The sequence below is a fragment of the Microvirga sp. BSC39 genome, from assembly GCF_000739015.1.
Lineage (GTDB): Bacteria > Pseudomonadota > Alphaproteobacteria > Rhizobiales > Beijerinckiaceae > Microvirga.
The window spans coordinates 1-5157 of record NZ_JPUG01000034.1; the positions used below are offsets into that span (position 1 = coordinate 1).

3 protein-coding genes are annotated in these 5157 nt (G+C 68.7%); all 3 read right to left on the bottom strand.

Annotated elements, in window-relative coordinates; all coding sequences use genetic code 11:
* Positions 1 to 132: 132 nt before the first annotated feature.
* Genes cobN through MA07_RS04120 form a run of 3 tightly spaced genes read right to left on the bottom strand, consistent with a single transcriptional unit; the run spans position 133 to position 5040 of the window.
* Entirely contained in the window at positions 133 to 3579 is a 3447-nt protein-coding gene (cobN, locus tag MA07_RS04110) for a cobaltochelatase subunit CobN (protein ID WP_036347356.1), read from the bottom strand.
* Position 3580: 1 nt separating this feature from the next.
* Positions 3581 to 4618 (bottom strand): cobalamin biosynthesis protein CobW, encoded by a 1038-nt coding sequence (gene cobW / locus MA07_RS04115; protein WP_036347358.1) that lies wholly within the window; start codon positions 4616 to 4618, stop codon positions 3581 to 3583.
* Between the two features lie 26 nt (positions 4619 to 4644).
* The gene (locus MA07_RS04120; protein ID WP_036347360.1) at positions 4645 to 5040 is read right to left on the bottom strand and encodes a DUF1636 domain-containing protein; all 396 of its coding nucleotides are present in this window, start codon (positions 5038 to 5040) and stop codon (positions 4645 to 4647) included.
* Between the last annotated feature and the right edge of the window lie 117 nt (positions 5041 to 5157).

Here is a 5157-nt window from a genome sequence, read left to right on the forward strand (position 1 = left end):
CAACGAGGCGCGCCAGATCCGCGGACAGCCTGCCGCCGAACGGATGCAGGCGAACGAGCAGCCCATCGCCGGTTGCCATCGGGCGGCGCACGCCCGGGCACCAGCCCCGGCGCGCGATGTGGTCTTGCGCGCTCACTCGGCGGCCTCCTTCCGATCATCCTCGAAGAAGGCTGCAACGGAATTGAGGCGGCTCTCCCACAAACCACGCCGGCGCGCATCGGCCAGGCGCTCGCGGATCGCCTGCGCGGCGGCCGGGTTGGCGCCGACGATCTGCTGCCAGGTCGGCTCGTCTGCCATCAAGGCTGTGAACAAGAGATCGAGGGTCGCGGCCGGAACGGCATCCGTCGTGGCCGCGAAGGCGAAGAGCGCATCGACTCCCTGCGCGATCTCGGCCGCACCGCGCCATCCGTGGCGCAGCTGGCCTGCGATCCAGCGCCGGTTCGTCAGGCGGCCGCGCACGAGGCGGTCGATGTCTTCCACCAGGGTGCGCGCTTTCGGATTTTGCGGGCGGCTCGTGTCGAGGCTGTACAGAGCCGGCGTCGAGCCCAGCGCCTGCGCCGCCGCGGCGAAGCCGCCGATGGCATCGGCAGCGGAGTCGCCGTCGAGAATGTCGCGCTCGGCCACGTCGCTCACATGCACGAAAGCTTGCGTCCGTTCGACACGCTGCGGGAAGCTCCCGTCAGCCTGAGCCTCGCCGGCAACACCGAACGCATGGGATGTGCCTTCGAGATAGGTGTGGCCGAGATCGCTCTTCGTCGTCCATTCGCCGTCGAGCGCCTGCGCGGAAACCCCTGCGCCATAGGTGCCGGGCGCGGAGCCGAACACGCGCGACAGCGTCTCGCCGCGCCGACGCGCGGCGGCAAGCTCGTTCCACTCATCATCCTCGTTGAGCGCCGCGATTGCGCGGGCCGCTTGGTCGAGGAGCGCGATCTGGTCCGGGAACGTATCGCGGAAGGCGCCGGAGACGCGCACCGTCACGTCGGCGCGGGGACGGTCGAGAAGCGGCTGCGGGACGATCTCGAAGCCGGTCACGCGGGTCGAGGCATGATCCCAGGTCGGGCGCGCGCCCATGAGCGCGAGGGCATGGGCAATGTCCTCGCCGCCGGAACGGAGCGTCGGCGAGGCCCACAGATCCATGACGATCCGGCGCGGCCAGTCGCCCTGCTCCTGCAGGTGGCGGCGCACCACTTCCGCCGCTGCGCGCCAGCCGAGCTCGGTGGCCGCGCGGGTGGGAATCGCCCGGGGATCGAGGGTTGCGAGGTTGCGGCCGGTGGGCAGCACTTCGGTCTGTCCACGTGAAGGAGAGCCTGACGGGCCAGGGATCACGAAGTGTCCGTCGAGGGCCTTGAGCAGGTTCTCGCATTCACCTTCGCTGCAGCTCTCGAAACCTTCAGGGGCATGACCGAAAACATGCAGCCCGTCGCGGATCGTCACCTCGCCGAGATCGCAGAGATGCGCGTCGAGGCGGGTGAGCGCCTCGTCCATCGGTGTGCGGTCATCGACCCCGCAGGCGGCAGCGACGCCGCTCGCCTGCGCACGCTCGAGAATCTCCGTTGCCACGAGTTCGGCGCGTCCGGGGTGAAGCACCTGGGCGGAAGAGAATTCCTCCACAAGTTCGCGCAAGGCTGCCGCCTCGCCGTGCAGGCCTGCTTCGCCGGTCTGCGGCGTGAGATGGCCAACGGTGACGGCGCCGATCCGTCGCTTCGCAGGAGCCGCCTCGCCCGGATCGTCGACGATGAACGGGTAGATCACCGGCACCGGGCCGGTGGCGAGGCGCGGCCAGCATTGCGTGGAGAGCGCCACCGCCTTGCCAGGCAGCCATTCGGTGGTGCCGTGGGTGCCCAGATGAACGATGGCGTGAATCTGCTCCAGAGCTCTCAGGCCGAGATAGAACGCGAGATAGCCGTGGCCTGGGGGGCATTCGGGATCGTGGTAGAAGCCTTTGCGGTCGAGGCCGTGACCGCGATCGGGCTGCAGGGCGACGAGCACGTTGCCGACACGCACCGCACGGAAGCGGAAGGCGCCGTGCGAAAAGGCAGGATCGTCCTGGGCGCTGCCCCAACGCTCATCGATGGCATCGCGCTGTTCCGCTGGCAGCGTGTCAAGCCATGCACGGTAGGTGGCAAGAGGAACCTCGAAGGCTTCTTCCCCTTCCGTGAGGCGCGGCATGAGATCGTTCGCTTTGAAGTTCCGCCCGGCCTCGTATCCGGCATCGTTCAGCAGATCGAGGATGGCGCATGCGCTCGCCGGCGTGTCGAGTCCCACTGCGAAACCGGCGCGGCCCCCGCGTGCAGGGTAATCGGAGAGAACGAGCGCCAGTCGCCGCTCTTTGCGTGTGGCGCGGGCAAGGCGCACCCAGGCGGCGGCCATGTCGGCGACGGTGTCGATCCCGGCGGCGTCTGGCGCCTGCACCCGGCGGGAGAAGGCGAGCGCGGAATCCGCAGGCTCCTCGGCCTTGAACGAGACAGGTCCTGCAGCAATGCGGCCGTCGAATTCAGGGAGGGCGATCTGCATGGCGAGATCGGCGGCGGAAAGCCCGCGCGGCGATGCCTCCCAGGCGTCCCTCGCGCTGCCGACGGGAATCGCCTGAAGGACCGGGCAGTCGGCCTCGTCGAGCACGAAGCTGTCATCGTCCCGCGCCGAGAAGGCCGTGGTCGTGACGATGATGTCGGGGCGGCGTGCCTGGATTGCCCGTCGAACGACCGCCACCGCGTCGGGGTCCTTCAGGCTCGACACCGCGAGCACGAGAGTCCCGATGCCGCGCGCATGCAATGCCGCCGGTAGATCCTCGATGGCCTGTGTGTCGCCTGAGAGAACGGCGGAGCGATAGACGAGAAGACAGGCGAGGGGACGTTCGCGGGAGAGGCGGGCGAGCACATGCTCAGGCTCTGCAATACCGCCGCCTTCAATCCCACAGGCCTCATCCTGAGGAGCAGACGCAGTCTGCGTCTCGAAGGAGGTTCCAGTGGTCTCTGGAGCCTCCTTCGAGACGCCGCCGACGCGGCTCCTCAGGATGAGATCGGAGGGGCGGAGCGGGGGAATCCAAGCAAACGCTCGCGGAGCCGCGCGCGGCGGCTCGACATCCGCATCGCTCTCACCGATCTCCGCACCGATGTGCGCGAGCAGGCGGCTCATGTTGTCGATGCCGCCGGCCTGGAAATAGGCCTCGATCTCGTCGCAGAGCGCCTGCGGAACGGTCGCGTAGGCGGCAAGCCGCGGGTCGGGGCGATCGTCGCCGGGCAGCACCGCGAGCTTGACGCCGTGGGACCGGCAAACCTCGGACAGCCGCTCCAGCCCGTAGCGCCAGTAATCGAGGCCGCCGAGGCAGCGCACGAGGACGAAGCGTGCCTGCGATGCCGTCTTGTCGATGTAGAGATCGACCGAGAGAGGATGGCGCAGGCGGCGCAGGGACGCGAGGCGCAGCGACGGTACGCCCGCCTTCAGCCGGTGGGCCGCCGCCAGCGCGCCGAGGTCACTGTCCGCGAAGGAGAGGACGACGATATCCCCCGGAGGCTGCTGGAGGTCGATGGCCTCCTGGCCCTCCTCGAGGGAGATCGCTGTGACCGGAAGGAGGTGCATGCTATCCCGCGCGCAAGGCGGCTTCGACGGCTTTTGCGTCGAAGCCTTTCAGGCCGATCACCACCATGCGTCCGTCGCGCGCCTCGTCGGCCTTCCAGGGCCGGTCGAAGTGATGCGCGACGCGCTGGCCGACGCCCTGCACCACGAGGCGCATGGGCTTGCCGTTCACGGGCGCGAAGCCCTTGATACGCAGCACGCCGGCGGCCTCGGCCGCGCGCTCGACGCGGGCGACGAGCGCCTCCGGGGTGGCCACGGCATCGACCGGGAATGCGATGCTCTCGAAATCGTCGTGGTCGTGATCGTCCGCGGTCTCGTGATGCGAGGGACGGGAGTCGAGATCGGCTTCCGCCGCCGCATTCATGCCGAGCAGCACGGTCGGGTCCACCTTGCCGTGAGCGGTCTCGATCACCTTCACGGCGCGGGGCAGGTGCTCGTTGATCTCGGCCAGAACCTTGCCCTTGTCGCCGGGCTGCATCTGGTCGGTCTTGTTGAGGATGATGAGGTCGGCGCAGAGGAGCTGGTCCTCGAACACTTCCTCCAGCGGGTTCTCGTGATCGACGGACGTGTCCGAGGCGCGCTGGGCTTCGAGCGCATCCGGATCCTCCGCGAAGGCGCCCGATGCGACTGCCGGGCCGTCGACCACGGCGATCACGCCGTCCACCGTCACGCGGGAGCGGATATCGGGCCAGTTGAAGGCGCGTACCAGGGGCTTGGGCAGGGCGAGGCCCGAGGTTTCGATCAGGATATGCTCCGGCGGGTTCGGCCGGTTGAGCAGGGTGTTCAGGGCCGGCACGAAGTCGTCGGCAACCGTGCAGCACAGGCAACCGTTGGGCAGTTCCACGATGTCTTCCTGCGTGCATCCCTCGATGCCGCAGCCTTCGATGAAGGAGCCGTCGAAGCCGAGATCGCCGAACTCGTTGACGAGAACCGCGAGGCGGCGCCCATTGGCATTCTCCAGCAGGTGGCGCACCAGGGTGGTTTTGCCGGCGCCGAGGAATCCGGTGATGATCGTGCAGGGGATCTTCGAGAGATCGCTCATGAAGGCTTGCCTTTCGGCGGCGTATGTCAGGCCGCGCTGCTTGTCTTGAACGGAGGAATGCGGGCGACGACGCCCTTGCGGAACGCCTCGGGCCGCTCGCGCCATGGCACGAGGCCGTCGGCGGTCGCCGCATAGCGGCGCAGCCCGTCGAGAATGGTCTCGACCGAGGTGTCGGCGCTCAGGTCGCCGTAGATATAGGTCCAGCGCCCCGGGCCGGAGACCGCGATGGTGCAGGGCCGCTTGCAGACCGAGAGGCACTCGACCGGCTCCACACGCACCTTCGGTGCGTCGGGCTGGGCGAGCGCTTCGATGAGAGCCCGGTGAAGGATCGCACCGGGCCGGAGCGCCTTGTCGTCCGGGCCACCCGCCTGACGGCAGGTGACGCAGACGTGCAGGCAGATCTCCTCAGGAGATGAGGTCATCGATCTATAGCCGATCCGCTCAGGCGAAGGCCGGCAGGGCCAGGGCTGCGACGCCCGTGACGGCAACCGCAACGCCTGCGAGCCGCAGGGCGGGAGCGGCGAGCGCGCCGTTCATGA

Bases quoted from the DNA above. Each gene is read 5' to 3' on its own strand.
- cobN (WP_036347356.1), bottom strand. From the start codon at position 3,579: ATGCACCTCCTTCCGGTCACAGCGATCTCCCTCGAGGAGGGCCAGGAG.
- cobW (WP_036347358.1), bottom strand. From the start codon at position 4,618: ATGAGCGATCTCTCGAAGATCCCCTGCACGATCATCACCGGATTCCTC.
- MA07_RS04120 (WP_036347360.1), bottom strand. From the start codon at position 5,040: ATGACCTCATCTCCTGAGGAGATCTGCCTGCACGTCTGCGTCACCTGC.